Source organism: Venatoribacter cucullus (assembly GCF_016132445.1).
Lineage (GTDB): Bacteria > Pseudomonadota > Gammaproteobacteria > Pseudomonadales > Oceanobacteraceae > Venatoribacter > Venatoribacter cucullus.
Window position 1 is genome coordinate 718,012 of record NZ_CP046056.1, and the last position, 25,102, is coordinate 743,113.

The following is a 25,102-nucleotide window of genomic DNA, read 5'->3' on the forward strand; positions in this document are numbered from 1 at the left end:
ATCCGCCAAGTAGCACGGACGTATGGCTTCTGGTATGTTCCGGTCTGTATCACCACAATCTGATAACAATACTTACAACAATAAGAAATCAGGGAGAGTCAGATGGCATCATTAGGCTGTCTTCGGCTGAGTGCATTGCTCGCAGGCTGTGTCGTTGCCTTCCCCATGCTGGCTATGCAGCCACTGGACGAGCAAAGCTTGTCGGAAGTGACTGGTCAGGCTCAGGGTTTACGCTATACCTCCGAGTACGACGCCCGTATCGATTCCATCTCCTACATCGATGACGATGGTATGGGGGATGGCAATGTCGGCATGCTGACGCTTTCTCCTGTCCGCCTCTATACACAAACCAACCGCCCGGTGCAGATCGACTTGGAAGTTAAGGAAGTGAACGGCCGCAAAGCGCTGGTGTTCACCAATCGTGACCTGCCCATCGAGACCGAAGTGGGTTCGTTTGCCATTAATGGCTATTCGCTGGGTGGTATTGGCCATGGCAACTTTCAGATTGGTACCGGTGACGCGCTGGTTACTACGCTCTATGCCGGTGGTAATGAAGGCAATGGTATTACCATTGATCTGGATATTCCCGGTTCTATGTCCTTTGACACCTGGCTGGAAGATGACGGTGCCCGTCTGACCGCGACGCTGGATTTTGGTGATCCGCGCAACCCGCTGGGCGGTGGTATGGCGCTGAAAAATATCTCCTTCGACCTGGAAGGTGATGGCCTGCGCATCGGCTTACCGGAAATTACCGATGGCAATGTTAACTTTTACAACGTCCGTATCGGTGATGATGTGCTGAACAGTGCGGCGCTGCGTAATGTGAACCTGCAGCCGGGTGGTTATCTGCTGGTGAAAAACGCCCGTGGCGCGGATGAAATCGGTATGGAAATGGACCTGCTGGTTAAAAAAGATTCCTCCCTCGACTTTGTCTATATCACTGGTGCCATTGGTGAGAACTACCCGGGCCCGAACGTATTTGAAATGTCGGCCAATATCAGCCTGGTGGATGATCTCAGTGTCCGCGGTATGCGCATGAACGTCGATGGTGAGCGTGGCCTGGTGTTTGATTTTGATAAAACCAATGCCCAGAGCGGTGTCAGCGGTAATTTGCTGGTCTCTGATTTCACAATGCAGCGCAGCGATAAGGTCGGCGTGGTTACTGACCCGGTGGGCATTGGCAGCATGGATATTCAGATGAATCTGACCAATAACACCTACATGCAGATTGAGGGCCATTAAGATGAAAAAAATCTGTCTGTGGGCCGGGTTGCCGCTGCTGTTGTCGTCGCCTCTGCTGAATGCCATGCAGGTTCTGGATGACGCAGGTATGGCCGAAATTTCCGGTCAGTCCGGTATTACCATTGAATTAACCACCAGTGATGCGGAAGGGCGTCTGGTGCAGACGGGTGAAATTCGTTTTACCGAACAGGATAACGACGGTGAGGGGGAAGATTATTTATCCATTGGTGGTCTGACGCTGCGCACGTTGGTCACCGACAATAATGGCAACGTTACCGGCGTTGATACCATTAAAACCACTATCGATGTGGATGCGGGCGGTAACGTCAGTATTAAGAGCAGAGACATTAATACGCTGGACCTGGAACTGGGCGAAATTTCTTTCAGCGGTCGCGCCATGTTTGGTGGTGTGCGTTTATCAGTTTGGCAGTTTATCGGAGACAGCTATCTTGAAACCGCTCTGCTGAATGATCCGTCCGGTTCAAAAATTGCCTTCCGTACCGTAATGGAAGCGGGCAGTGGTTTAACGTATCAATTTGATGAAGATGGTGTGACCTTCAGCTCGGATGTGGTGTTTACCCCAGCTACCGGCGAGACGGCGTTCCGCAGTGAAATGTTCCTTACTGGTGATAATGACGGCCTGAAACTGCAGGTGGGTGAGATGGTTGGCACCATTGAAATTCAGAATATTTCCATTCTCGATGAAAATGGCAACAACATCTTTGGTGCCAATAACTTTGGTGATGTGGGTTTCGGTGATATCAGTGTAAATCCGGCTGTCAGCTACTTCACCTTGTCGGCCAGCAAAGATCTCAATCGTGATGGTATTGAAGGTAAATTCAGTTCCGACATGAATATCGGCACCGTGTTTTACCGCACCGGTGATGAGCGTCTGAATGCCCGTAATGTGCAGTTGAATACCAACGGTGAACTCAGCTACCGGATGGATTTTACCGATAACGGCTTTATTACCGGCCTTGAGGCCAGCATCAGTGATATTAACGATCTGGATCTGATTATTGGGGCGCTGACGTTATCTTCTGGTGATGGCAGCAACGAATCGCTGAGTATGGGCAGTTACGCCATTGAAAATATGAATGTGACGAAGGCTGGCAATCAACCTGGCTCTGTCAATCTTGGCGTTTACACCATGCCAGGCAGTGGTGCTCAGGGTATGCAGATTGATCTTTCCATTGATGGTACCGCCAGTTTTGATCTCACCATTAAAGATGACCCGGCCAAAGTGGCTGGCAACCCGGATCCGCAGCTGACGGCAGAAATTGTGATGAATAACGTATCGCTGTCACAAAGCATCGATCAGACCAAAAAAGGTCTGCATATTGGTGTGGTGGATGCCAGCATGGATATGAATATTAACGCCATTAAAATGGGTGATGGTCAGACTTATCAGGGTCAGACCGGCCGTTTGGTAATGAACAATATGACTCTGCAACCGGGAAGTTATTTCCGGATCGAACCGCTCCAGTAAGGGCCAGCAGTTTATGAAAAATAATTATAAAAATATCGTATTCACCATCGTTCTCACCGCTGCCTCAGTTGTTTCTGAGGCGGCTGTTCGTGCTGATGGAACCTCGGTCTGGTTTGCTGGTGCAACCACGGGTGGCTTAACTGCGCTGCAGGCGCAGCAGGTCAGTGCCGATACCGCCACCTTCTGGAATGGTGGGGAACCGAATGATTCCAGCAATGAAGATTGTGCCGTTCAGCAGGCATCCGGTGGCTGGAATGACTTGTCCTGTACCAACAACACCAGTCGTCGTGCCGCCTGTTTTAACGGTTCTGACTGGGCTTTAACTGCCCCGGCAACCTCTATTCTGACCTCTGCCGCCAATTGTCCGGCCGGTTATTCTTATGCTGCACCCACAAACTTACAGCAACGCAATGCTCTGAGTGCACGTATCGTTGCTGCCGGTGCTGCTGATGTCTGGATTAACGCTCTGGATAACGTTACGGAAGGTGTATGGGTATTTAATGCCGGTACAACGTCTGTCTTTGCTCCGTTCTGGAATGCTGGCGAGCCGAACAACTCCGGTTCAGCTGAACATTGTGCCGAGGTTCTTGCTTCAGGTCTTTGGAATGATCAGAGCTGCGGAGTAACCCGCCCGGTGGTGTGTGCCAACACGGATTTTACCGCCTGGAACATTGCCAATAAAACCACTCCGGTTGCTTTCAATTCTCCCAATGAACTGCACGGTGTATGTCAGCAGGCGTTTGGTAATAACTGGAACTTTGCCGCTCCCCGCACGTTGGCAGAGCGTAATGCTTTGAGTGCTGCTTTAACCGCTGAAGCGGTTGCTTCTGCCTGGGTGAATGCCCGTGATTCTCAGGTAGAAGGTTACTGGATGCTGAACCATGGCCTGTTCAACTGGGCGGCCAGTCAGCCGGATTTTAACACCGGTATTTGTGCCACCATCCGTCAGACCGATGGCAAATGGATTTCTGCAGCCTGTGACAGCGAGGCCAAGCTGCTGTGCAGTGATGGTTATAACTGGGCGCTGCGTAATTTCGATCATCAGTTCAGCAATCAGGCGCTGGATGCCTGTAGCCGTCCGGATACTGAAACCCTGGACAATCCGTATGTAAATTACCGTCTGAAAACCCCGGTGACGGAAGGTGACCGCAGCCGTGCGGGTGCTCAGGTACAGGCAGCCGGTAACGGCATTGTGGCCTGGCTGAATATTAAACGCGTTACCGATGTTAACCGTTGGCTGATTAACGAAGACTACCGTGCGCCGGTAACGGCCGGTGGTGATCTGCGTAAAGTGGTTTGGTACGACCTGATTGAATCGGAAGGCGGTGGTTTATTTAATCCGAACCCAACGTTTTATGACAACTGGCGCCGTTATGAAGATGGTGTAACCATCAACAGACAGCAAGCCGTAGAAGCCAACAAACAGTTACAGCCTTACTTTCGTGAAAGTGAGCCGAATAATTCCGGCGCTTGTGTCCAGTTGTATATCAGCGATGGTTTATGGGACGACACCGAGTGTGACAACAGCAAGCGCGTTGCTTGTTTTAATGGTTCGCGCTGGGCCATTTCTCCCGACGCCACAGGACTGACAGAGACTAATGAAAATACCATCGTTGCCTCTGGTAATGCGGCTTGTGCACAAATTCCCAATGAAAATGGTGCGACCGGCGATTATAAATTTGCGGCACCGTTATCGTTCCAGCAAAGTCAGTTGCTGCAGGCTGTAGCTGCGGATGCCGGTGCTGGCGATGTCTGGATTAATGCCAACGATAAAAAATACGCCAATACCTTTGTGTTCAACCTGGATATGGACGTTATGGCGCCGTTCTGGGGCGCGGGCGAACCCAATAATGCCGGTGGAAACGAAGATTGCGCCGTGCAGCGTAACGATGGTTTATGGAATGATCTGAATTGTGCCAGTGCACAACCTATCGCTTGTTATAACCCCTGGCTGGGTGCCAATGGCACCTGGAAAGTAACCGCAGCTAATTACACCTTTAGCAGCCCGGATCAGATGACTCTGCAATGTGAAGCGGAATTCGGTGGTCAGTATAAATTTTATGCCCCGGAAACCCTGAGCCAGCGCAATGCTCTGCAGGCGGCCAAACCAGCTGGTGTGAACGATGTATTTATCAATGCCGATGACCAGCAATCTGAAGGTACCTGGCAGTTAAACAAAGACATTAATAACTGGGCCGCCGGCCAGCCCAGCACCAGTACCAGCGAACTGTGTGTGGCAGCTTCCGCTACCGATTCCCAATGGCGTGCCCGCAACTGTACTCAGGCATTGCCGGTGGCCTGTACGTCCGGCGGTCGCTGGTATTTCACCAATGATCCCATCACGCTGAATGATTTTGCCAATGGTCAGGAAGCCTGCAGTGCTTTCGGTAATGGTTATTTATTCAATGCCCCGCGGTCGCTGAATGATGCCCGTATTATGCAACACCAGGCCAAGCTGGCTGGTATTGGTGGTGAGTACTGGATTAATGGTAACCGGCTGGAAAATTTTGCTACCTGGGAATGGAATCAGCGACGCCTGAAAACGCCTCTGTGGTCTTCCGTAGAGCCCAATGGCAGCACCAGCGAAAACTGTGCCGTGCTGACCAATAACCAGGAAGGCAGCTGGGCTGATGAACGCTGTAATACCGCCAGTAATTATGCCTACCTGTGCCGTAATGGTAATAACTGGCAGGCATCGGTTATTACCGGTTCACTGGCTGATTTCTCTGCCGGTGTCAGCGCCTGTCAGGCCTTGGGTAACGGTTGGGTGTTTGCTGCCCCAGCCACATACAACGAGAACCTGGCCGCTAAAAATGCCATGGGCGGCGCGGCCAAGGTCTGGTTGAACGCCACCGATGCCATGAAAGAAGGCGCCTGGGTTCTTAATGCCGCGCCGATTGCAACCTACCCGGGCTGGGCCGCCGGTCAACCAGATAATGCCGGTATTAATGCCGCCGATGAAACTGCATTGGTAACCGGTGAAGACTGTGTGTATCAGTCTGCTGATGGTTATTGGTATGACACTTCCTGTACTGCTGCTACCGAGTATCCCTGGGCCTGTACCGACGGCTACGTATGGAAGGTAACCCAGTCTCAGGGCCGGGCACAGAAACCGGCAGATGGCCACAAAGCCTGCTTCAGCGAATACGGTTCCACCTTCGTTTTTGCCGCCCCGTTAAATAAAAACGATTCTATTCAGATCGACTTTGCCCGTTTGCTAGCCGAAAGCGAACGCGCCAGCCCGATGAATGCCGTGTGGCTGAACATGAATGATGGCGCTTATGAAGATAACCGCAGTGGTGCTGCCGATGGCCGTCATTTCCGTAAAAATCAGCCCTATACCAATTGGGTTGATGCCTACCCGGGTGTCGAGCCAGTTAATACCTGTGCCTACAAATCCACCACCGCCGCTGGTACTAACAACCCCTGGCGCAGTGGCAGCTGCAGCAACTTTGCTGCCCATTATGCCTGTACCAACGGTGCCGGCTGGAAGGTGGCTACCTCTAAAGGCACGCTGGTCAATGGTTCACTGCAGATTACGCCGCAAGTGGGTGAAGACTTCTGGTCTTACGAGCGCGGTACCCGTCTGTGTAAAGAACAATTCGGCGCAGAATATTATTTTGCCGCGCCGGTAACGGCAGCAGAAGATCTGGCGCTGGATGCGGCAATCCGCAACACCAATGCACAGGTTAAAAATACCTGGATTAACTATTACTTCGTTAATGCGATTAATCCGGAACATAACCCATGGTTCTCCAATCGCATGAAAACCGGTATCTGGCAGAAACCGGAATTCCGCAACCTGAATAATTCCGACTGCGCAGTGCTGCACAATGACGGTTCCTGGACCGATGTGCCCTGCAACAGCACCTATGCCTTTGCCTGTTTCGATGGCAGCTGGAAAGTAACCGGTAACGGCCAGTGGAGTGAAGGGTTTGCCGCCTGTGACAATAATCTGGGTGGTAGCTTATTTGCTGTGCCGCGTACCCCGGATGAAATGGATCAGTTGCTGGCCAATATTGGTGCCGAGCCGGTATGGATTAACTTTACCGATACCGCGCTGGAATCGCAGTGGATTGCCAACCGTCTGCGCTTTACCTGGTGGAAAGCCGGCGAGCCCAGCAACAGCTTTAACCGCGATTGTGCCCGTATTGGTACCGATGGCGAGTGGTACGCTGGTCGTTGTTCGATTGAACAGGCGGCGTTTGCCTGCCGTCGTATTGCCGGCAACAACATTGAATGGTTTGTAACCACCGGCAAAGGCACCTGGGCGGAAGGTTTTGGCTATTGCGCCAGTGAATTCCCGGGCAGTGAATTTTATACCCCGCAAGGTTTTGCCAATAACTCTGCCAAAGCGGATCAGCTGGTACTGGCTGCGGCCGTCACCGCCGCTGGTCAGGATGCCTGGCTGAACCTGAGCGATCAGGAAGCCGAAGGCAGCTGGCGTTCGCATCAGGCTTATAACGACTGGGGCGTCAGCAGTCTTATTGATCAGAACAACGACTGTGCCTATCTGAGCCGGGTGGCCAGTGGTACCGGTACCTGGTATGCCGATAACTGCAAATACACCGCATCGGCCCCGGTATCCCGTGGCTATGCCTGTACCGATGGCTATGAATGGAAACTGGTGAATACCGCTGCTGATACCAGCATGCGCTGGTCCGAAGGTTTCAGCGCCTGTCAGACCCTGGGTACCAACTGGCGCTATGCAGCGCCGGCGGATGCAGTTAACAACGCCAAGCTCAAGCTGGCCATGGAACTTGGTGGTCTTGAGCAGGTGTGGGTTAACGCTCAGGACCGGACCAGTGAAGGTAACTGGCAGGTGAATGGCCCGGAAACCAACTTTGCACCGGCCGCCAATCTCAGTGCAGTAGCGACCGTGGTGGCGGAAAATACCAGCAATATTCAGCTGCTGGCCACCTTGGAAGACGATGAAGAAATGGGGGTTGCCAGTGCCAGCTGGACTCTGGTTTCTGACAGTCGCTTTGCCGATGTCGCCAGTTCCGACATTGTTGTAAGCAACAATAATCTGGTCGCTGGTGCGGCAGGCTCTGCCACCGTTACCGCGAGCTACAGCACGCCGGTACTGCTGAAAGACGATGTGATTCTGACGTTCCGCTTAACCGCGACGGATATTCCGCCGGGTACCGCCGTGGCCGCAACCTCTGAAACCTTTGTCACCGTGCGCGTAAAAGCCCCGTTACTGGCTGGCTGGAATTTCAATAACAACGCTTTACCGCAGCAGGATTTCTCCGGCAACAATCAGGATGCCCTGAATACCGTATCCAACCCGATGCCGCCGGTGGTTAATGGTGCTCTGTCTGTTAGTCCGGGTCAGCGTATGGTTGTTCCGGGTCTGGCGGCCAAGCCTAATGGCGGGCTGGATATTCCTGCTGATGAATACAGTGTGGCCTTCCGTATCAGCATTGAAGATGCACCGACCGGTAACTGGCGTGGCATTCTGCAGAAAGGGGATGACGGTCTGGCTCGTCAGCCGGGGGTTTTCCTGTACCCCAATGACAATACTCTGCACAGCAGTAACAGCACCAGCGCCAGCTCTAATCAGGTGGTGAATATTCCTGGTCTGCTGGATCGTCAATGGCTGAATGTGGTGTACAACAAACGTGCTGATGGTTTCGATATTTATATCGATGGCGATTTAACCGGCAGCTTTGATTTTGCTGCAGGTGAAACCTCGGTTGGTAACAACGGTAATTTCTACGTGGGCCAGGTTCCGGGTGCCGCAGAGTCGTTCACTGGCCTGATTGATGATATTCAGATCTTTAACCGCCAGTTGTCTGCCGCTGAAATTACCGCCGTATTGCCGCCACCGCCAGCTGGCGTGGTGCAGTTCAGCGGCAGCAGTGTGCAGGTTGATGAAGACAGTGGCAGTGTAACTGTTGCGTTGGAGCGCAGCCGTGGCAGTAAAGAACCGCTGACGGTGTATGTGGATCTGGATACTGCCAACAGCACTGCCACGCTGGGAACCCAGGCCGATATGGCCACCGCCACCAATCCGGCTGATCTGGCTTTTGGTGCAGCCTATGTTAATGGCACAGGGATGCCGGTCAGCTGGCCTGCCAATACCCGTGGCACGCAGAATGTGGTGATTACCCTGGATAATGCCGACGACGAACAGCGTGAAGGTACGGAAATTGCCCGTCTGCGTCTGGCTGACCTGGCCAATGCCAGTGCCGGCCAAGCCAGCAATTTCAACCTGCGTCTGAATGACGTAACCCCTAACCCTTATGGCAACTTCTCGGTGGTTGCTCCGGATCCGGCGGTGGTACTGGAAACCAACTCTGCGGTACAGCAAATCTGTATTAAGCGCGAGTCTGGCTCTCAGGGTGAAGTGAATGTGAACTACAGCACCAGCGGTTCAGCCCTTGCCGGTACTGACTTTAACTATCAGGCCAGCGGCATTGTACCGACAGCCAATACCGGCACCGTGGTCTTTGCCGATGGTGACAGTGCCGACCAGTGCTTCGATGTGGTGGTTACAAATGACACTGCCATTAATGGCGCCGATCGTACTCTGACCGTATCTCTGACGGGGTTGAATCACGCTGCGGGATTAGACCCGATTTTAACCATGCAGAATCAGGCCCAGCTGTTTATCCGTGACTATGCGCCCGGTGAGTTTGCCTTTGAAACGGATAGCTACAGCTGCAAAGAACCAAACACCTCGGCAACCGTACCCGATGAATTACGGGCCAGCCCGAATGAGCTGGTCTGTGAAATCCGGGTTAAACGCAGTAACACGTCCGTTTATGCACCGGCTGCGACCCTGAATGTGGTTGCCCCGGCATCTACGGGATACAGCTTCACCAGCCAGCTGCAGTGGCATGAAATTACACCGGTTACTCCGGCCACCACGGCGACTGAAACCCAGATTATTACCTTCACAATCGCTAACGACGATGTGCAGGAAAATAATGAAGTGGTGGGGATCAGCCTGACGCCGACGAACGGTGACGGCCATGATGAGGTTATCGCTGCCACCAATGGTGTGGCTAACCTGACCATTGTCGACGTAACCAGCCCGGCGTTGGTCATTATTAATGAAAATATTCCTCCGGTTTTTGAAGGACAGAAGCTGGTTGTCGACATACAGCGTAGTGGAAACCCTGCTACGGATTTTGATGTATCACGCTATGTTGAAGTGTTGAATAAAGCAGCGGGAAAAACAGATAGTGACTATCTGGCGTTTGAATATTCATCACCTGCTTTACAATCCGGAACGATTAATTTTGATCCGGTCGCTACAGTTCCTCAGAACAGCCAGTTGATAATTCGGACCAAAGATGTTCTGTTTAATAGTAATGACTATCAGGTACGGGTTACTTTGCAGAATCCGGCACCTTCACGTGTGGTTGGGCTTGGCTCATTAACCAGCGCTAATAAAGACAATGATGTTAATAAAACCTTCCGGGATTTTGTTATCAGTAACGACATCAGTGTGAATGACCTTATTTCACTGTCTTCAACAGCACTCAGTAATAATGCTGAAGCTGGCGGTAAGTTTTATCCGATTGACAACTTCCTGGGGGCACGAGCAAAAGCTCAGGTGAGTTTTACCGTGCCACCCCGTGAATCAGTGAATAAAAAACACAACATTATTAATTACCGTTGGGAATGGATTAATGCAAATGGTGCAGTGTTTACCACTGGCGCTACTACATCCGGTAACTTTGCATACACTGACGCAATGAATGAGTCAGCAAGGACGCGTTCGATCAGTGTTGATCTGCCATATACCTCCAGTACCGATATTTTGTCGCAGTTACGTCTGACCGTATGGGGAGGAAACTCCACCAATATGGCTGAAGCCGATGAGGTTTATGTAACCCAGGAAAATATTATTACGACTCCGCGCTGGAGACGTTTGAAGTTTGGATCAGACCGATGTGTGGCGTTTGATTCGGGTGAAGGTCGCTATGAAGCCAATAATTGCGCCAACTCAGTCGTTGCGGGTGAGCTTTGGACATATAATCCGATCAGTAATCAGATGATCAACAAAGGTGATAATGCCTGTGCTGATGGCACCGGAGATCTGGGTAAAAAGGCTTGTAATGAAAACCCGACCACCTGGACGTTGGTAAAAGATGGCGAAAGCCTTAATGTTAAACGTACTGCTAATGGCGAGAAGTGGTGTCGTATGGGGACAAATCAACGTATTAACGTGCGTAATCTCCTCGATGATGTATTAGCTTGTACTGGTGGTGACGATCTGTTTGTATGGGGTGAAGACCAATGAGAAATGAAGTATCCATCGGCTTATTTTGTTTGCTGGTCAGCTCATCTGCCTTCGCCATGCAACCCCTGGATGAAACCCAGCTGGGTGAAGTCACCGGCGAGGGTATCGGTGCCACCTTTGATAGCGTAGTGATCTACTCCGGCGACTACGGTCAGCCGGATGATTTCCGCCTGCGTCTGCGCCTTACCGAAGGTTCAGATGCCGAGTCGGTGATTCTGAGTGAACTGCGCTTTAACCGCTCCGGTGCCACGCCGGGGAAGGCCAACAGCGGCGGTTTTTTCGGTACCTACGATGACCCTTTTGTTATTGGTGATCTGCGTGAGATTACCGAACGACATGTTGGTTTAATTGATCCGGAAGGTGACGGAACCTTTGTTACCGGCAGTCGTGTACACACGGCTTTTTATGCTGGTTTTCCGGCCGCTGATTTAACCCAGAAAGAACGGGGGTTCTACGATTGGTCTGGTAATCGCTTGGGCGTCGAGAATCGTGCAGACCGTTATTCCAGTGAGTCGGTTTCATACTATCGGGGCTTGCCTAACGACTTCTTTGCCAATAAGCCCATCAGTATTGGTAGCTTGACCAGCCTTAGTCAGGAGTACGCGGCGTATTTGCAGGAGCAGGAAGACCAGCTGGATCTGGCAACCAATAAGTTCGATCTGCATTTCCGTATTGATACCATTACCGATCAGAACCGTACGTTAAGCACAGATGATCAGTTTCTGGCTTATGCCGATCTGGAAGGTGTGCGCCTGTATGGTACCAGCGCCATGATCTGGGGCCACAGCAGCCAGGGTGAAACCCTTTCCGCAGCCAATCTGGCGCGTTATGAAAATAACGGCCAGCCGGTGTATGCCGACCGTGGTCTGGCCATGGCCGTTAATATTGGTTTACGTGCCGATGCTATTCGCTTAACCGCCGATCCGTCCGGTGCCGCTGCCAGTATGCTGGAGTTGCGTGGTGTGGATGCCTACTTGCCATTGGGGAGCGTTGATCAGCCGCTGACCATCAGTACCGTGCAGTTTGCGCAGATTCAGCGGGGAACCTGGAAAAATCCAACGTATTTACCGGCGACCACGCAGTTGCGCATGGAAATTGCCGGTTTGCCGCAAGACGTTGGGCAGGCACCGCAAGGCAATATTTTTATCCAGTCGATGGCCTTTGGTGACCCAAATGACCCTGAGCTGATTACCGGGGTTGAAGATATTTTCCTGCGTGATGCCAGTGGTAATATTGTAGCCACTTACGATAATGTTACTCACCGGGCCTTTGTGCCAAAAACGGTTATTTATAACGAACAGGTTGCGGTTTACAACGAGGCCAATCCGAATAATCAGATCCCCTTTATTCCGAATCAGAACGTTGTTGAGATCCGTGGTCTGGAAATCCAGCGTCTGGTTATTACGACTCAGGACTTATAACAATGAAAAAAATTATCCTGATCAGCGCGTTACTATCCTCGGTTAGTTATGCCGGCATGAGTGAACTGAATGAAGCAGAAATGCAGCAGGCTTCCGGGCAGGCAGGTATTACCCTGAGTGCTGGCATGGAGTTCGATACCGGAACCCGCATCAGCTACACCAACGAAGATGCCGAATACGATGACAACACCAAGGAATACTGGCTGGTGCTGGATAATATGACCGGTGGGGTGGAGTTCAAAAACATGAAAATTGATCTGGTGAATAACTTTGGCCCGGCCGGTACCGCCGGTGCCATTCAGGTGACCTTACCGGAAGAAGTGAATTTTGATGAACTGTCGGTTGAAGGGGTTTATCTGGGGCCAGGTAAAACGGTTACTGAAAACCATCAGTTTATTATGGGGGTGGATGTCGACGGACAGTTACAGTTCCCGGCTGAAACCCGTATGAATATTTTTGCAATCAAGTAGGTCGGGTTATGAACAGAATAATAAAAATGACATTACCTGCGATACTGGCTTTCTGGTCTGCCATTGGTATTGCTGGTATGCAGCCAATGGATGAGGATGCCTTGGCTGATACCTACGGTCAGGCAATTTTTGAAGTAACCGATCAGGTCGTTAACCAGGATGGTGGTGCTGATCTGCGGATGTTGCGGATGACCATGGGTGCCCGTATTGAGATTAACGCCAACATTGAAGAGCTGGCGTTGGGTCGTTACTGGCGTCCGGAAGGCACCAACTGTATTGGCGGTGCTAACGGCCAGGTGTGTTACAACAACATTATTCCTGCTTCATACAACGACAATATTAACTGGGCCTGTACGGGCAACCCCTGCGGTAACGTTGGTTTGTCGGATTCTGATTATCTGTCTTCAGAAAAGACGCATAACGTGGGTGAGATGAGTTTCTTTGACTACCCGGGTGGTTTTGAGCCGGATGGCGGTGTTGATATTAAACTGCGCGATGTCACCATGGGCCAAATCCGTGACAAGGGTAACGGACAGTATGAAATGCTGCCTATGGTGCAGGAAAACCCTTATTTCGAATTTGCTTTTGATGAAACTTCCGGCGCCCGTAAGCTGGTGGGCTTCCGGCTTGGTTTTGAAAATACGCTGGGGTATCAGGGGAATATCATTGACGTAATCAGTGGTTTTATCCGCCCGACCATTACTGCAGATTCAAAGTTACTGGGTTTGAATGTCGGGGCTATTAAGCTGGAAGCATTCCTTGGTGGGGCGCGGACTATTGGTTTCCTGGATAAAAACACCATGACCCTGGATGCAACCGGTGGCTTAACCGGTCTGCTGGTTTCTGACCGTGAATCGCTGATTGGCCAATCACCGCATGCACAGCTGTTTCCGGTGCAGTCCATTTTCCTGAATAATACCCCCAGCTTCTTTTTCAGTGTGGGTACCCGTTCTATTCAGTGGAGCCCGACTCAGGGTTTTTCACCTGAAATTACCCGTCCGGGCTTCTGGCTTAACCTGGGTGGTGATGGTGGTCTGATTGCAGAAACCCAGAAAGGCTCGCACCCGAATAACTACTTCCCGGGGCATCCGAACCATTCTGTTTACAGTGCTAACGAGAACTATGGTGACGTAGCTAATCTGCCCTCCTGGTCGCAAACCTACCGCAATAACGGTTACTGAGTTCTTGTTCTGGTCGTGGTGGTTTGATTTTAAAGAGGCCTTAGTGGCCTCTTTTTTATGTCTGTCTTACCCGTTTATAGCGATGCCGAAAGCACGACTCTGTAAGGGTAGTTCTGACCTATGCCACAGGATTTCCGGCATAAAAAAAAACCTGCCGCAGCAGGTTTTTTAACTAAGAAGAATCTTTAAATGCTGTAGGTTTTTATTCCTGCAGGCATGGCACTGGGAAAGCTGGCCTGGCTGTTATTGTTTTCAGCGGTCAGATGCTTCAGTGCCGGCATTCCATTCACAAATTCAAAGCTGTGCAGCTGATTGTGGCTGACATACAGCTTACTCAGCTCCGGTAATGCCAAAGCTTCCAGGGAGCGCAGCTCGTTGTGGCTGGCGTTCAGGCTGCTTAACTGCTGTAACGACTGCAGTGGACTGGCATCCTGAATGCGGTTGTAGCTGATATCCAGCCAGCTCAGCCCGGCCAGCTCGCCCAGCCCGGCAACAGACTGGATGGCATTATTTCGCAGGTTCAGTACCCGCAGCGCCGTAAATTGTTCCAGGCCAGCCAAGCTGGTGATCTGACTGTGCGGGCATTCCAGTATTTGCAGCTGATTAACTGTACTGATCCCGGTGGCCTCAATACAGGCGCGCAGATTCGCATCGTCAATGAGCTGATAATCAGGCGCAACAAACAGGATTGCTTTGTCAGCCGTGTCAGATTCTGAGACAGAAGGAATAACCGCTGCAGGGGCCGTAGCTTCTGCAGAAGATCCGGAACCACCGCCGCTGCAGCCGGTAAGGGCGGCACTGACGGCAATAGCCAATGTCAGTTGGGACAAGGACGCTTTCATGGTGATGCCTGTTTATTATTCTTTTTTTAGTGGAAAACATCGTATCACAATCACCTTGACCCGGCCAGATCTGTAACATTTTGTACTATGTATGTAACTGTCTGATTTTAAAGGGAAAAATAAAAAGTCAGCGCGCCTGTTTGTAAAGCCGGGGTAAGGACGAAGCTGGACACCAGGGGATGCGCAAGGCTCCATACTCTGCTCGTCATTACTCGCCATTCTGTCATCTGACTGCAACATATCCGCAACATACTGCCGCCTGTTCATAAGGGTGGCCGTACCTCGGTTGCCTGAAGTTTGTGTATTCCTTCAGGGGGCAAGATGAAAGCAACTAAAGTGCTGCTGGGTGCAGCCTCATACCTCGTCGCGGCGCAACTGCTGGCGGGTGAGGCGGTGTTTTACATAACTGAAGATGGCAGCGCCGTGCGTGACCTGGCTGTCTCGGTCAATGGCCAGAAAAAACTGATTGGTTCCTCCGGTTTTGTAACCTTCGATATTGGTTCAGGTAATTACCGGGTTGAACTGTCCAAGTATGGTGAATACGTTGGTGAATTTGACTTCACTGCCAACAGCAGCAAGGAAAATGCTGAAATTCAGGTAGAGCTCATCGGTGGCGAAGCCATGGCCGATGTAAACCTCTATGTGCCGGGCGATGAAGCAACGCCGGCGCTGGGGCAGCTGTCTGGCTTTATTCAGTCGGATGAGACCGGTGGTGGTGTAGCGGGTGCCAGTGTAGTGGTGAATGGCACCGAGCAAGCCATCGTAACCGACGATAAAGGCTACTTCAGCCTGGAACTGCCGCGCGGTGATTATTCATTGGTTATTGCCCACCCCAACTACGGCAAGCGCGACGTTAAGTCAGTGCGGGTAATGGGTAATGTGAACACCGGCCTGAATCTTACCCTCAGCATGTCCGGCGACGGCATGATCGAAGAAGTGGTAGCAGTGGGTTCTTATATTCCCTCTACTGCTACTGCGCAGCAGCGGGATTCCAGTGCGGTGCTGAATGCGATTGGGGCAGAGCAGTTAGCCCGCTTCGGTGATTCCAGTGCCGCGTCAGCATTAAAGCGTGTAGCCGGTGTGTCTGTTGTTGGTGGGCAATTTGCCGTGGTACGTGGCATGCAGGGGCGCTATATCTCATCCACCCTGAATGGCAGCTTAATGCCCAGTACGGATCCTATGCGCCGTGATGTCCCGCTGGATTTATTTCCGGCCAGCGTCTTAGGTGGCATTGAAATTCAGAAAACCTTTACACCGGATCTTCCAGGTGATTCAACCGGTGGCGCAATCAGGATGAAAACGAAAGAGATGCCAACTGAGTCTTCTGGCAAAGTTGCTGTATCACTGGGAATGAATACCCGTACTACTTTTGAAGATTATGTGAGCTATAAGGGTGGAGATCTGGATTGGCTCGGAATTGATGATGGTACCCGTGAGCAACCATCTTATGCTGAAAATATTACCAACGGCGGTATGGATTCCCCTCAGTTTGGTTGTAATTTCTCATTTTGTCGGCCTCTCTCTGAGCAGATCCGACTCGCAAATTCCTTTGAGAATATTTATAACCTGAAAACAAAGACCGCTGCACCCGATACAGGATTTTCACTGGCTCTCAGTGATTACAATGAAAAAGATTTTGGTGGTACCGGCAGTTATTTTGCTTTGCAATATAAAAATGAAACAGATAGTCGTCATAAGGCAAGACTTAATGATGTCAGTGAGGTTGGTTCTTATGAACGAAGTCAGCAAAAAATAGATCTGACAGGCTATTTTGTTTATGGGTTGGATTACGGCACTAATCATTACGAAAGCAAAACGATTCTTTTACGAAAAACTGATGATACCGTGCGGTTCGATAAGACGGTAGATGATAGTGCTGGCTATGAGGTTGAGAAAACACTGCTGCAGTGGGTTGAACGTCAATATATTGGCCAGCAGTTTTCTGGTAGTCACTATGTAAATTTACTGGGTGAGGATGAGGTATCGTGGCGCGTCGGTTTCAGCCAGACATCACGTTATGAGCCGGATCGCCGTTACTATGAATACGGTGCCAGTGAGGGCGCTGATAAACTGAACCTGTTGGGTTCCGTAGAAAGACGCTACTCAGATCTTACTGAGGATTCATTGGATTTTGGACTTGATTACACATCCGATATTACCTTTGGTAGCAGCTTATTTCGCTTAAAAACAGGTGTGCTTTTAAACCAGAAAGATCGTACAGTGGATGTTGCTCGTTATGAGAACAAATCCATCACAACGTTAGATACAACTCAGTCTTTGGAAGATTTGCTTTCCAAAGAAAATATTGATGCTGGCGTTATTCAGATTAACGGATCGACTGCTGATACCGATGATTATGATGCAACGGATGAAACCCTGGCAGCCTATGTGTCTGGTGAATTGGATTTCGGTTTAGTATCCGTTCTGGCTGGTGCGCGAGTCGAAGATTTTAAGCAAACGCTGGAGTATCCGGGTTCATCAGGTAGTGATAGTGAACTGTCCGAAACCAAAGTATTGCCGGTTTTATCGGCAGTTTTACGGCTCACAGATGATTTTCAGATTCGTGGTGGTGTAAGTCAGACGCTGTCAAAGCCTGGCCTTACAGAGCGCTCTGAATCGGCTCAGTATGACCCCGAAACAGAGAAGCTGATGGTTGGCAATCCCAATCTTAAAATTTCAGAAATTCTCAACGTTGATTTAAGAGCGGAATATTATTTCTCGGAAGATGAAAGTATTTCATTGGCCGCTTTCTATAAGGATGTTACTGATCCGATTGAGCGCTCTGTCCTTGATGGAAGTGGCAGTGCGGCGGATGGTTATACTTTTTCAAACGTACCCAGTGCCACTCTGCAAGGGCTGGAGTTGGATTTTCGAATCAATGCCTATAGCGGCGATTCTTGGTCATCATTTGTTGGCGGTAACTTCGCTTATATTGATTCGGAAGTTGACTTAAGTGGTACCGATGCTGAGCGTCTGGAAGGTATTTCAAAACGTCAGCTGCAGGGACAGTCTGAATATTTAGTGAATATTCAACTAGGTTTTGATCACTTGCCAACAGGTCAATCTTTAACCATCTTGTTTAATTATTTTGATGATCGAATTTATGCTGCAAGTCGTGGTCAGTTGGCTTCTGAGGTTGAAGATGGCCGTTATTCTCTGGATCTGACCTATCAATACGACATCAGTGAAACGCTGAATATTAAGGCGAAGGCGTCGAATATTACTGACGAGAAAGTTAGCTACTCAAGAGATTCTACTGAGATTGAAAGCTATTACAACGGTGCCAACATATCAGCATCGTTAGAGTATGTTTTTTAAATTCTGTAATAAAGATGAAACATAGTTAGGGAAAACTATGTTTCGGGATTTTTAATTAACTCTGATAAAACCTATCGAGGAAGTACCATGAAACTTAAGAAGAATTACTTGGCCATTGCTATTCTGTCGGCGTCTCTGGTTGCCTGCGGTGGCAGCGATGATGACGATGATGATGTATCCGTAACGCCTACTCCGACACCGTCTGAGCAATCTTCATTTGTTACTTGCAGTGACGATGGTTGTACTCTGCAAGGTACTGTCAATGAGGATTTCACCCTGACAGCAGATAAAACCTGGTTCCTGAAAGGTCAGGTTAAAGTGGGTGCAGGTAACGTTGGCGTTAACGCTGCTGACGTGGCGGCCTTGAAGGGTAAAGGGCCGGTATTGACCATTGAGCCGGGCACCAATGTTAAGGCACTGAATGACGGTGTGTTAATTATTACCCGTGGTTCGAAAATTATGGCTGAAGGCACCAAGACAGCCCCTATTACCTTCAGTTCTCTGGATGATGATTTCGATGGGTTGGGTGAATGGGGTGGCGTAATTGTGCAAGGCTTTGCACCTCACTATGGTGCTGGTAATACCGGTGCGTGCTACGGCGACGGCACTGTTTGTAACGTAACCGGTGAAGGCGGTCCTGGTATTGGCTATTACGGTGGCAATGATCCGGCCGATAACAGTGGTGTTATTAAATACGTACGCATTGCCGAAGGTGGGAAGTCTGTTGGTCAGAATAACGAAATCAACGGTCTGACTCTGATGGGTGTGGGTCATGGTACTGAAATCGAGTATGTGCAGGTGCACAATAACCTGGATGATGCGGTGGAATGGTTCGGTGGTACCGTCAATGCCAAGTATCTGGTTCTGACCGGTAATGACGATGACGATATCGATTTTGACGAAGGCTGGAAAGGCAACGTTCAATACGCCATTATTCGCAAAGATCCTAAGAAAACTTCTCCGAGTGGCAGCAACGATCCGCGCGGTATTGAGGCTAACTCTTCAGATGCAGATTATGTTCCGCAGACAGAAGGTGCCCTGGCGAATATCCTGATTGTTGGATCTGAAGTGAACAAAAACTATTTTGATGAAAAAAAGGGTAAGATTTCTGGCCAGCCGGGCATGCGTCTGCGCGGATCTGTTAATGTCTCGCTGTATAACTCAGCGGTGATTAACTTTACAGACTGTATTCGTATTGATGACTCTGATACTGATGGCAATGGAACCATTGTTGAATCTAAGGTAACTCTGGCTAACGTTATTGGTCAGTGCGATAGTGAGTTCTATGCCGAACGTGCTGCCAAAACTGTACAGTCCGGCACTATTACTGGAGCTAAAGCTGTAACGCTGGATGCGGCAGCGGCCTTGACTGATGCGCACGCTAAGGGTGTAACCACGGCGATGACTGCTGTTGATAACGGTTCTGCTTTTGCCTTCGACAATACCGATTACATCGGTGCCGTTAAGCCAGGTACTGCAGCAGCAGATGCCTGGTGGGCTGACTGGATTATTCCGGGTACACTGGATGATATTAAAGATCAGGGTCAGGATAAGTAATACAGACTCAGTTATATGAGACGGCGCCTCCGGGCGCCGTTTTTTTTTGCGGCTCTGGCGTCACAATTTCAGCGTCTCCCGTCTCCCGTCTCCCGTCTCCCGTCTCCCGTCTCCCGTCTCCCGTCTCCCGTCTCGCACCTGTCACAAATCTGCAGTCATTCTGTCATGTCACAGAACTGTCACAGAAACGCCGTATTCTGAGCGCGAATTTAAGGTGCCTGGCAGTCAGGCGAACAATGAACAGAACGGGTAAAGGTTATGCCGATGCAAGTGCGTACTCGCAATATTCTGGCGGCAGCCATCCTCGCAGGTGGTGTGGTTATGGGGGCTTCTGCGGCGGCCATTGATGGTGCACTGGATAAAGGTGTGCAGCGGGCCGGCAAGGCGCAGCAATCGCAGCAAAAAATTGATGCTGTGGATAACAGCATTCGTGCCGCTGAGCGCGAATACCGCGGCTTAATGAAAGAAGTCGATGGTCTGAATGTCTACATTGCACAGCTGGATCGTCAGCTGAATGCCCAGCAGGAAGAGCTGGTGGGTATTGAAGAAAGCATTAAAAACGTCACCTTGGTTGAGCGTCAGATTACCCCGCTGATGCTGCGCATGATCGATGCCATTGATCAGTTTGTGGCGGTCGATGTGCCGTTTCTGAAAGACGATCGCACCAAACGTATGAATGCTCTGAAAGATCTGATGGGCCGTTCTGACGTTACCGTGGCGGAAAAATACCGCAAGGTCATGGAAGCCTACCAAACCGAAATTAATTATGGCCGCACCATCGAATCGTACCGGGGCACGTTAAGCCTGAACGGTCTGGAGCGTGAGGTGGATTTCCTCCGTGTTGGGCGTATCGCGCTGATGTATCAGTCACTGGATGGTGAAGAACTGGGTGTCTGGAACACCGCCGCCAGTGAATGGCAGGCCCTGGATAAATCCTACAAAAGCAAATTAATGGCAGGCATCCGTATTGCCCGTGAACAGGCCGCACCGGCGTTAATTCAGGTGCCGGTTGCCGCTCCGCAGGAGGTTAAATAATGAAATTGCAGTCTCTGTTGTTAGCCGCTGCGCTTACTCTGGGTGGGTTGCCAACCGTACAAGCCAACGAGCCGGTATCGGTAAATGATCTGCTGAATCTGGTGCAGCAGGGTCAGGCCCGTGATGATCAGGAATTTAAACAGCGCATGGCGCGCTTTAATCAGTCCAAAGCCGAGCAGGACCGGATGGTGGCTGATGCGCAGGCTGAGCGCAGCCGCCTGGAACAATTAAGTGCGCAGAAAGAGCAGCAATTCCAGCAAAACGAAACCAGCATTGCCGAAGCGCAGGAGCGTCTGAACAACCGTCTGGGTAGTCTGAAAGAGTTGTTTGGTGTGCTGCAACAGGTTGCCGGTGATACCAAGGCGGTGTTTGAAGGTTCGGTCGTCAGCTCTGAATTACCAGGGCGTGAACAGTTTCTTACCGATTTAATCCGCGTCGCCGGCTCGTCATCCAGTTTGCCGTCTATTGGTCAGCTGGAGCGTCTGTGGTTTGAAATGCAGCGTGAAATGACCTTCAGTGGCCGTATCGCCAGCTACCCGGCGGAAGTGGTATTACCGTCCGGTGAAACCGTTGCCAAGCCGGTGATTCGTGTGGGTGGTTTTAATGCCGTGGCCGATGGCAAATACCTGAACTGGGATCTGGAAACCGGCCGTCTGGTCGAGCTGGATAAGCAACCGGCTGGTCGTTATACCGGCCCTATTAATGATCTGGCTGCCGCCACCGGCACTGAATTAACCGCGTTCTGGATTGATCCGGCCCGTGGTCAGCTGCTGAAAATTATGGGGCAGTCGCCGGAGCTGGGTGACCGTGTCGACCAGGGTGGTGTGGTTGGCTATGTCATTCTGGTGCTGGGTGCTTTCGGTATTTTCCTGGCCGTGTGGCGCATGATCGTGCTGTACAGCGAAGCCGGCAAAATCCGCAAGCAAATGGGCAATGAAACCCCGGATGAAAACAACGCTCTGGGTCGGGTAATGGCAGTATTTAATGCCAATAAAAAAGCCGATACCGAAACGCTGGAATTGCACCTGGGTGAAGCCATTGCTGCGGAAATTCCGCGCCTTACCAAAGGCATCGGCTGGATCAAAATCATCTCGGTGGTGGCGCCACTGCTGGGTCTTCTGGGTACCGTAACCGGTATGATCGATGTGTTTGAAACCATGTCGCTGTTCGGTACCGGTGATCCGAAACTGATGGCCGGCGGTATTTCTCAGGCGCTGGTCACCACGGTTCAGGGTCTGGTGGCAGCAATCCCCTGTGTATTCCTGCACACCTTAACCAACAACCGTTCCCGTGAGCTGATTATGATTCTGGAAGAGCGTGCCACCGGCATTCTGGCGCGCCAGTCCGAACAGCAAACTTCTCAGACTAAAGCGGCGTAAGCACTATGTTTGGTGAACTGTACGAACCGGTTTATCTGTTTATGGAGCGTGGCGGCGACGTCCTCTACGCCATCTGCGGATTGATCTTTATTTTGTGGTTACTGGTGATCGAACGCGTGGTGTATTTCGTGTTCCGTTATCGCAAGGATGTGGCCGAAGCGGTAGCGGAATGGGAGGGGCGCGCTGAGCGCCGCTCCTGGAGCGCGCATCAGATTCGTCAGGATCTGATTGGTAAATTATCCATCGACCTCACCGGCAATATGGGCACCATTAAAATGGTTATCGGTCTGGCTCCGTTATTCGGTTTGCTGGGTACGGTATCGGGCATGATCGAAGTCTTTGATGTGATGGCATTTTTAGGCAACGGCAGCCCCAAGGCCATGGCGTCCGGTATTTCCAAAGCCACCATTCCGACCATGGCAGGTATGGTGGGTGCTATTACCGGGGTGTTTGCCCAGTCGCTGCTGGAAAAATTTATCCGCCGCGAAAAAACCCATCTGGAAGATCGTTTTACTTTCGATCATTGAGCAAAAAATTAGCGGAACTGAATTATGAAACGTGGATTTTCCAACCTTACACCGCAGGCAGAAGAAGGCGAAATTGATATTACGCCAATGCTCGACGTGGTGTTTATTATGCTCATTTTCTTCATCGTCACCGCGTCATTTGTAAAAGAAACCGGTATTGACGTAAATCGCCCGGACGCCAGTACGTCCATGTCCAAACCACGCGCCAATATTCTGATTGCGGTGAATGACAAAGGCGAAATCTGGATTGATAAGCGCAAGGTCGAAGAAAGCCAGGTGCGCGCCAATATTGAACGGATGCACGCGGAAAACCCGCAGGGCACGGTGGTGATTCAGGCCGACGAAGAAGCCCGCACCAAGGTGCTGGTCGCGATAATGGATGCCGCCCGGGCCGCCGGTGTGTACGACGTGTCGCTGGCAACGGAGGCGCGTTGATATGCAATCCAGCCTGCCGCGTTTCGGCGTCGCATTGCTGGCCGCCGGGCTGGCAACTTTTGCCGTATTCTGGGTGATGCAAAGCCTGATCAGCAGTGGCGGGTCGGTACTGAATGATCAGACCACCGATCGTCTGCAAAGCTTTGTAATGGAAACCCCGGACGACGACGTACAAACCAAAGACCGCAAACCAGAAAAACCACCGGCGCCGCCGGAGGAGCCGCCAACGCCCGATCTGCCCAAACCAGAAATGGCCAAGGCCGATACCAGCGGCTTTGATGTCAGCGGCTTTGATATCGGTGCCGATCTGGCAGTGGATGCCGGCTTAAGTGGCGGCAGTGGCGATGGTGAATATTTACCCATTGTGAAAGTGGCGCCGAACTACCCCCGCCGTGCCGCTCAGCAGGGTATTGAAGGCTATGTGGTGGTGGAATTTACCGTCACCACGCTGGGCACGGTTACTAACCCGCGGGTTATTGAAGCCAGCCCGCCAGGTATTTTCGACCGCGAAGCCATGGCCGCGGTAACCAAATTTAAATACAAGCCGAAAATCGACAACGGTAAACCCGTGCAGGTGGACGGCGTACGCAACATTATCCGCTTCGAGCTGGATAAAAGCGGCCGCTGAGGCGGATGGAGGCAACCATGAAACGTTTATGCTCAGTCTTATTAACCGGCGTGCTGGCGTATACCGGCACCAGTGCGGTGCCCCTGCTAACGCCTGAAACGCAGGCGCAGGAGCAATCTTCACAAGCCAGCAAGCCACGGGTTCGCCGTACGCAAACCCTGCGGCCGCAGATTTATCAGAAACTGGATGAAGTGCGGGCACTGGCCGATGAAAAGAAATTTTCTGAAGCGCAGGATCGCCTGGATGCATTGGAAAAGATCCGCCGCAACAGTTATGAACAAGCGATGACGCATAATATGGCGGCCTATCTGGCGTTTAATAAAGAAGACTATGCCGGTGCCATCAAAGCCTACGAGCAGGTCATTGCCATTGAGAATATTCCGGAAAGTCTGGAACAAACCACGCTGTACAGTCTGGCCAAGCTGCAGATGATGCAGGAAAACTATAAAGCCGCGTTAAGTATGCTGAACAAATGGTTTTCCGTGGTCGAAAAGCCCAGCGCGGAGGCCTATATTCTGCGTGCCCAAATGCAGTTCCAGCTGGAACAATACGGCAAAGCACTGCCCGATGTTAAAAAAGCCATTGCTTTAACCAAAGAGCAGGGGCAGCAACCGAAAGAAAACTGGTTGTTGCTGGAGCGTGCGGTGTATTACCAGAACAAAGACTTCAACAGTCTGGCGCGTTGCCTGCAAGACCTGGCCACGCTGTATCCGAAATCACAATACTGGGTGCAGCTGGCAGCGGTTTACAGCGAACTGGACAAACCGCTGAAAGAACTTTCCACGCTGGAAGCCGCTTACGATAAAGGCATGCTCGGCAAAGAAGCCGAACTGGTGAATCTGGCGCAGGCATTGCTGGCGCAGGAAATTCCCTTTAAAGCCGCCGTGGTACTCAGCAAAGGCATTCAGGATGAGATTGTGAAGTCCAGCGCCCGTAATCTGTCGTTACTGGGCGATGCCTGGATGCTGGCGAAAGAATACGATAAAGCCATTGTGGTGATGGGCAAAGCCGCAGAAGCGTCTCAGGCGGGTATGGATTTCTATAAGCTGGCACAAATTCATACCGAACGTCAGGAATGGGATCTGGCGCTTAACAATATTAATAAAGCCTTGCAGCTGGGTGAGCTGGCACAACCCTATCAGGCGCATATTCTGAAAGGACTGGTGTTGTTTAATCTGGATGATCTGGGTTCGGCGCGGAAAAGTTTCGAGCTGGCGCAGCAGGATGAAGACGGTGCCAAAGCCGCTGAGCAGTGGTTACGCTATATTGCCAGTGAACAGCAGCGCCGTGATTATATGGCGACTGCTGAATAAACCCTGAC

General features: G+C 51.0%; 15 protein-coding genes. 14 read left to right on the plus strand and 1 reads right to left on the minus strand.

The genetic code is table 11. From position 1 onward, the window contains the following. The first annotated feature begins 102 nt into the window (after positions 1-102). From GJQ55_RS03555 to GJQ55_RS03580, 6 genes are read left to right on the plus strand one after another with little or no spacing between them, the layout of a single operon-like run. Positions 103-1,242, plus strand: coding sequence for a DUF6160 family protein (locus tag GJQ55_RS03555; RefSeq protein WP_228346141.1), 1,140 nt, complete (start codon positions 103-105; stop codon positions 1,240-1,242). A 1-nt stretch (position 1,243) separates the two neighbouring features. Continuing rightward, entirely contained in the window at positions 1,244-2,731 is a 1,488-nt protein-coding gene (locus GJQ55_RS03560; RefSeq protein ID WP_228346142.1) for a DUF6160 family protein, read from the plus strand. Positions 2,732-2,744: 13 nt separating this feature from the next. After that, entirely contained in the window at positions 2,745-10,988 is an 8,244-nt protein-coding gene (locus GJQ55_RS03565; protein WP_228346143.1) for a lectin-like protein, read from the plus strand. Then, on the plus strand, positions 10,985-12,409 hold the full coding sequence (locus tag GJQ55_RS03570; protein ID WP_228346144.1) for a hypothetical protein: 1,425 nt from the start codon (positions 10,985-10,987) through the stop codon (positions 12,407-12,409). Before GJQ55_RS03565 ends, GJQ55_RS03570 begins: the two co-directional genes overlap by 4 nt. A 2-nt stretch (positions 12,410-12,411) precedes the next feature. After that, positions 12,412-12,879, plus strand: coding sequence for a DUF6160 family protein (locus tag GJQ55_RS03575; RefSeq protein ID WP_228346145.1), 468 nt, complete (start codon positions 12,412-12,414; stop codon positions 12,877-12,879). A 26-nt stretch (positions 12,880-12,905) separates the two neighbouring features. Further along, complete coding sequence (locus GJQ55_RS03580) at positions 12,906-14,060, plus strand: hypothetical protein (protein ID WP_228346146.1); 1,155 nt, start codon at positions 12,906-12,908, stop codon at positions 14,058-14,060. A 185-nt stretch (positions 14,061-14,245) separates the two neighbouring features. On the opposite strand, the gene GJQ55_RS03585 is transcribed toward GJQ55_RS03580, so the two are convergent. Next, positions 14,246-14,902 carry a leucine-rich repeat domain-containing protein gene (locus GJQ55_RS03585; RefSeq protein WP_228346147.1) on the minus strand — a complete coding sequence of 219 codons (657 nt, stop codon included), beginning with the start codon at positions 14,900-14,902 and terminating at the stop codon, positions 14,246-14,248. A 321-nt stretch (positions 14,903-15,223) separates the two neighbouring features. Here GJQ55_RS03585 and GJQ55_RS03590 point away from each other — a divergent pair, with 321 nt between their 5' ends. From GJQ55_RS03590 to GJQ55_RS03625, 8 genes are all read left to right on the plus strand, one after another. Then, positions 15,224-18,220: a TonB-dependent receptor gene (locus GJQ55_RS03590; protein WP_228346148.1), complete on the plus strand. Its 2,997-nt coding sequence runs from the start codon at positions 15,224-15,226 to the stop codon at positions 18,218-18,220. An 87-nt stretch (positions 18,221-18,307) separates the two neighbouring features. Then, positions 18,308-19,777: a hypothetical protein gene (locus GJQ55_RS03595; protein WP_228346149.1), complete on the plus strand. Its 1,470-nt coding sequence runs from the start codon at positions 18,308-18,310 to the stop codon at positions 19,775-19,777. A 264-nt stretch (positions 19,778-20,041) separates the two neighbouring features. Then, positions 20,042-20,812 (plus strand): DUF3450 domain-containing protein, encoded by a 771-nt coding sequence (locus tag GJQ55_RS03600; protein ID WP_228346150.1) that lies wholly within the window; start codon positions 20,042-20,044, stop codon positions 20,810-20,812. Continuing rightward, entirely contained in the window at positions 20,812-22,191 is a 1,380-nt protein-coding gene (locus GJQ55_RS03605; protein WP_228346151.1) for a MotA/TolQ/ExbB proton channel family protein, read from the plus strand. Before GJQ55_RS03600 ends, GJQ55_RS03605 begins: the two co-directional genes overlap by 1 nt. A gap of 5 nt (positions 22,192-22,196) precedes the next feature. Further along, positions 22,197-22,718, plus strand: coding sequence for a MotA/TolQ/ExbB proton channel family protein (locus tag GJQ55_RS03610; protein ID WP_228346152.1), 522 nt, complete (start codon positions 22,197-22,199; stop codon positions 22,716-22,718). 24 nt (positions 22,719-22,742) lie between these two features. Next, positions 22,743-23,153 (plus strand): ExbD/TolR family protein, encoded by a 411-nt coding sequence (locus tag GJQ55_RS03615; protein ID WP_228346153.1) that lies wholly within the window; start codon positions 22,743-22,745, stop codon positions 23,151-23,153. A 1-nt stretch (position 23,154) separates the two neighbouring features. Next, positions 23,155-23,781: an energy transducer TonB gene (locus tag GJQ55_RS03620; protein WP_228346154.1), complete on the plus strand. Its 627-nt coding sequence runs from the start codon at positions 23,155-23,157 to the stop codon at positions 23,779-23,781. Between the two features lie 17 nt (positions 23,782-23,798). Next, complete coding sequence (locus GJQ55_RS03625; protein ID WP_228346155.1) at positions 23,799-25,094, plus strand: tetratricopeptide repeat protein; 1,296 nt, start codon at positions 23,799-23,801, stop codon at positions 25,092-25,094. The last annotated feature ends 8 nt before the right edge of the window (positions 25,095-25,102 follow it).

Bases quoted from the DNA above. Each gene is read 5' to 3' on its own strand.
- GJQ55_RS03555 (WP_228346141.1), top strand. From the start codon at position 103: ATGGCATCATTAGGCTGTCTTCGGCTGAGTGCATTGCTCGCAGGCTGT.
- GJQ55_RS03560 (WP_228346142.1), top strand. From the start codon at position 1,244: ATGAAAAAAATCTGTCTGTGGGCCGGGTTGCCGCTGCTGTTGTCGTCG.
- GJQ55_RS03565 (WP_228346143.1), top strand. From the start codon at position 2,745: ATGAAAAATAATTATAAAAATATCGTATTCACCATCGTTCTCACCGCT.
- GJQ55_RS03570 (WP_228346144.1), top strand. From the start codon at position 10,985: ATGAGAAATGAAGTATCCATCGGCTTATTTTGTTTGCTGGTCAGCTCA.
- GJQ55_RS03575 (WP_228346145.1), top strand. From the start codon at position 12,412: ATGAAAAAAATTATCCTGATCAGCGCGTTACTATCCTCGGTTAGTTAT.
- GJQ55_RS03580 (WP_228346146.1), top strand. From the start codon at position 12,906: ATGACATTACCTGCGATACTGGCTTTCTGGTCTGCCATTGGTATTGCT.
- GJQ55_RS03585 (WP_228346147.1), bottom strand. From the start codon at position 14,902: ATGAAAGCGTCCTTGTCCCAACTGACATTGGCTATTGCCGTCAGTGCC.
- GJQ55_RS03590 (WP_228346148.1), top strand. From the start codon at position 15,224: ATGAAAGCAACTAAAGTGCTGCTGGGTGCAGCCTCATACCTCGTCGCG.
- GJQ55_RS03595 (WP_228346149.1), top strand. From the start codon at position 18,308: ATGAAACTTAAGAAGAATTACTTGGCCATTGCTATTCTGTCGGCGTCT.
- GJQ55_RS03600 (WP_228346150.1), top strand. From the start codon at position 20,042: ATGCAAGTGCGTACTCGCAATATTCTGGCGGCAGCCATCCTCGCAGGT.
- GJQ55_RS03605 (WP_228346151.1), top strand. From the start codon at position 20,812: ATGAAATTGCAGTCTCTGTTGTTAGCCGCTGCGCTTACTCTGGGTGGG.
- GJQ55_RS03610 (WP_228346152.1), top strand. From the start codon at position 22,197: ATGTTTGGTGAACTGTACGAACCGGTTTATCTGTTTATGGAGCGTGGC.
- GJQ55_RS03615 (WP_228346153.1), top strand. From the start codon at position 22,743: ATGAAACGTGGATTTTCCAACCTTACACCGCAGGCAGAAGAAGGCGAA.
- GJQ55_RS03620 (WP_228346154.1), top strand. From the start codon at position 23,155: ATGCAATCCAGCCTGCCGCGTTTCGGCGTCGCATTGCTGGCCGCCGGG.
- GJQ55_RS03625 (WP_228346155.1), top strand. From the start codon at position 23,799: ATGAAACGTTTATGCTCAGTCTTATTAACCGGCGTGCTGGCGTATACC.